This is a genomic window from Sulfuricurvum sp. (genome assembly GCF_049305995.1).
GTDB lineage: Bacteria > Campylobacterota > Campylobacteria > Campylobacterales > Sulfurimonadaceae > Sulfuricurvum.
Genome location: NZ_JBAQPS010000093.1, coordinates 1 through 4499, shown reverse-complemented (window position 1 = coordinate 4499; position 4499 = coordinate 1). Strand labels below are relative to the sequence as shown.

The following is a 4499-nucleotide window of genomic DNA, read 5'->3' as shown; positions in this document are numbered from 1 at the left end:
GTTTAAAGCCATTGGATTTGAAATCATTAAAAAGTTTGGTAATACTAACCGAAGTAGCCATATTAACAAATGCGTATTTGATCAAATGTTTCAGGAGTGCCGTATTGGTAATCCCATAACGTTCAATGAGGTCTTTGTAGACAATCAGATTGATGTAATCGCTTAGAATCCTTTTTTGGATTGATCCCTCTTGTCCAATCGTTTCGGGAAATCCACCACAGAGGAGATACTCTTCGAAATGGTGTTTGATAAAGCTCAATGATTTAGACGAATCGAGATTGACCGTAATGTTTTTATACCGCAAATACTCTTTAAAAGAAAACGGAAATATCTCATACGTAAGTGTTCGCCCACGCAGTGACGAGGCTATTTCACTGCTGAGAAGCTTGGAGGAGGGGCCTGTTATAATGATTTGAACATTGAGCGTATCGTAAATACGACGGATAAAGACTTCCCAACCGGGAATGTTTTGCACTTCATCGACAAAGAGATAGATTTTTTCATCTCTTTTTTCAGGGTACAGCTCGAAATAGCCTTCAACAAGATCATCCAAATCACCGACTGTGGTTCCCATCAACCGGTCATCTTCAAAATTGACATACACGATATTTTTAGAATCAATACTCTCTCGAAGCTCTTCGATCATTTTATAGAGAATTGAGGTTTTACCGCAGCGACGTACCCCTATAAGGGTGATGATCTTATCGCAAAATAGTGGGATCTCAATATCACGTTTAATAGTGGCGCGCAAAGTGCGTTCTTGAAAATCGATGATAATACGGCGAAATATTTCTCTCATATTTTATCCTTTACTATAAAACCAATTTTATATAGTTTTATACTTATTGTCAAGTACTAAATTAATACGGTTAATACTTTTATCAATCACCATTCATCATAAAATCACTTGCTACATAATTGCGCCACAATCTTTAGCCGTTATAGTTTGATCAAACTGCTATATTTAGAGCTTTAGTCTGCGCAATGAGTCTATCAATATAATCTATATTATGTTATCTAAAGTACATTAATTTAATTGTCTATTATTGACAAAGTATTGAGTATAGGTATATAATACGTCATAGACAGTCCATTATACAAGATTCTCAATTTGTCTACTATATTGAGGAAGGATAATTATGTATTTAAGAGTCAATGAACAACGATATGCAGCACAATTGAATTCTAATAATGACATTGAAATATTTTATTCAAATATTAATACGTTAAAACTAAAAAGTGATTTTATCCTCATAGATCACTATGTATGCTTATTTGACAATGATTGGAATATCATTGATGAAGTTTGGGAATATCTACAAAACAGACTTCAGCTTAAAAGACTTGCCTTTAATACAATTGCAACCAAAGGCTCTGATTTAAAATTATTTTATGACTTTTTAGATCAATACAAATTATCATATTCTGCAGTTTCTCATAAATATATCAATGACTTTATAGCTTGGTTGATGCTTCCAGATCAAAATAAAGATTTAATGCAGTTGAATGCACCCAGTAAACGCACAGCAAAATCTGTCAATAGAATTGTTTCTACAATACGAGATTTCTACAAGTACCACGAAGCCGTTAATGCAATCAAGAATCCTTTTGTATATGGCTATGAGACTATTAAACGCCCTACCCGTCAGCATAAATCCTTTTATCAACATACTCAAAATAGCTTGGTGCAAAAAAGCACCTTTAAAATTAAAGAGTTTGATCGTGGTATTCGAGTTCTTTCAAAAGATCAAATTGAAATCATATTAAACGCCTGTAAAATGGAACGTGATCGTCTGCTATTTGAGTTGCTACTATTTACCGGTATTAGAATAGGTGAAGCACTGAGTCTTGATATTCAATCTATTGGTATTTCTCAAAACATATCAGGTGTCCAAGAAATACGAATGAAACCAAATAATGACGATTTTCAAAAAGGTAGCCGCTACCGTCAGCAAAAAACTGGTATTCGTAATTTATTCATTCCAACACAGCTTATGAATAAGCTATCAGATTATTATGAGCGTGTTTGGTTAAAAATTTACGAGCAAAAAGAGATGGCACACGAGTATCTTTTTATTTCTGAATTTCATAATAATTTAGGTGAACCACTAAGCTATCAGGCTGTCTGGGACAGATGCCGAAAAATAGGGAAGGAAACTGGAATTTACTTTACTCCTCACGATTTTCGTCATACCTACGCAACCACATTGGCAAGAAACAAAATTGGTATTGATAAGTTAAGAAAATTGCTTGGACATACACATATTGCATCAACTGATATTTATATTCAAATTGCAAATAAAGAACAAATCGTCGAAGAACTTATTCCATTTTATGCAAGCTATGGAGTTGATAATGAATAAGATATCGTTAAAAGTTGGTAAATGGGATAAGGTTGTTGACTATTCACAATTAAAACCTACACATATAGCTAATCGGCATTTTGAATACATTAAACACTCTAAAGAACTGAAAACTAAAACAGAATCATCTTTGTATACTGAAGTGAAAATGATCCATTATTTGTTCAACTTTTTGATGATCAAAAATATTTCTAATTTATCACTTTTCTCGTATGCAACATTACAAGAATTTTATGCTTTTTTGAAAACAACAACTTCTAAATCCGGTGATCCATTAACTCAAAGCTCACAGCGAATGGCCTATACTTTTTTCAAGAACTTTAGTAAATGGCTTTATGAATATTATCCTGATGAAGCCCCACCTTTTAGCATCTTTATGAAATCAAATTTCAAACGTAATAATGAGAATATCAAAACAACATATTTTTCTGATAGTGTGCTCAAGCAAATAAGAAAAGCCATAAATAGTGAAGATGATATTTACACTAAAACATACGTCATTATTTCTCTCTATTATGGACTACGTTCATCAGACATCATTGCACTAGAAGATAATTGCTTGTCTATGAGTGACAAAGATGGGAAGTATGATTTGCATTACGTTGATCATAAACAAAATGAAAGGATAACCATTCCTGCAATAGCATCACCCGTTGCAAGAGCTATATCAGCTTTAATCCGTCACACAGACACTTATAGAAAACAAAGCAAACTCAACAATATTTTTCTATATGTTCAATCAACCGGATTGATTAATATCCTTGATTCATATCAAAAAACAAGACTTGATGAATTTGTTAAGAAGCACAATATAACAGACGATAGTGGCCGCTTGATCAAAATAAGCTCACATATGTTTCGTAGAACGCTTGCCACAAATTTGCAAAGCAGCGGTGCTCCAATAGAGACTACACAGTCGATTTTGAATCATAAGCACAAACGAACAACTGCCAAATACTATATCAAAACCAAAGATGAGGATTACATCAATCAGATTACTAGCACTCTTGAACATATGCAAATTATTGCCAGTACACAGGATATTGCAATCATTCAAGAAGATGTTGACTTTCAAAATGCTTTACGACTTCCAGATGGTTACTGTACCAATAAAGCAATGGCAATTGATAGCGATTATATGTGTGATACGTTCCAAAAAAGAGGGAATTGTTATGGGTGTACAAAAATGGTCACTACACCGGATTTTCTGCCTTATTTCAAAAATCTAGTAAAAGAAAAAGAGCAGGAACTTGAGACCAAAAGCATCTACGGTTCAAATATTATTCAGCACATAGAATTTGAAAAAGATCTTATTGAAATGCTAATAGAAAAACTTGAAAAATATGGTGAAATACAATGAATAATACTGCACTTTCATTTCCTGTTCCGGAAAGTTCCTTAGACAAATGGAGTTTTTATGTTGTTGGGAATAGCCATTTCACTGATAGTGTTTGGGATTTAACTCCATTATTTCATAATAAAAGAACTGGTTCATTTTCTTTGGGAAGATTGAACTTTCAATTACTTAATGATTGTCCAGAAATTGTTGAACCCATTAAACGGTATTGCTATATACGATTAGGACAAGTAAAGCCGCATACTGTTGCACTGGAATTTAATGGATTGGCCAGTAAACTTGTTGATTTCCTAAAAATGAATAATCTCACTTCATTGGAACAAATCAATACATACTATTTTATGGAATTTAACATTTGGCTAAAAAGATTTTATTTCCAGAGCGATAAATCGATAACTGGTCTAGCTCGTGCTGCAAATACACTTTTGCAAGTTATTAATGTAGGTCAATCAATGGATTTCCCATCCTTACCAAATGAATCAATTATATTAGAAACCTCAATATGGGACTGGTGGGGTGTAAATAAACAGGGGCGTGAAATAAGACAATTTGGCCCGGAAGATCGAAGTATTCCAATGCCATTGTGGAAAGAAATTTTACAAAAAGCTTGGGATGAGCCAAATATTACCAAGAATATAAATAGTGGACAAAGTGAAGGACTCTTTAGAGTTAATAATGCCAAATTTGGTATTTTGATACAAGCTTATACAGGGCTAAGAATCTCTGAGGTACTTTACCTCAAAATTGGATGCGTTGAAAAAGACAATAAAGATAAATGC

Annotated in this window: 4 protein-coding genes; 3 read left to right on the top strand and 1 reads right to left on the bottom strand. The window is 33.3% G+C overall.

What is annotated here, in order from left to right:
* Window positions 1–799 (bottom strand): ATP-binding protein (locus tag WA010_RS03155; protein WP_422555724.1); only part of this gene is annotated, 799 nt, incomplete at its 3' end.
* A gap of 340 nt (window positions 800–1139) precedes the next feature.
* Here WA010_RS03155 and WA010_RS03150 point away from each other — a divergent pair.
* The 3 genes from WA010_RS03150 to WA010_RS03140 all read left to right on the top strand — a co-directional run.
* Window positions 1140–2363 (top strand): tyrosine-type recombinase/integrase, encoded by a 1224-nt coding sequence (locus WA010_RS03150; protein WP_422555723.1) that lies wholly within the window; start codon window positions 1140–1142, stop codon window positions 2361–2363.
* The gene (locus tag WA010_RS03145; protein WP_422555722.1) at window positions 2356–3723 is read left to right on the top strand and encodes a tyrosine-type recombinase/integrase; all 1368 of its coding nucleotides are present in this window, start codon (window positions 2356–2358) and stop codon (window positions 3721–3723) included. The genes WA010_RS03150 and WA010_RS03145 overlap by 8 nt, the downstream gene beginning before the upstream one ends.
* On the top strand, window positions 3720–4499 hold a 780-nt coding region (locus WA010_RS03140; RefSeq protein WP_422555721.1), incomplete at its 3' end, for a hypothetical protein. The genes WA010_RS03145 and WA010_RS03140, both read left to right, overlap by 4 nt.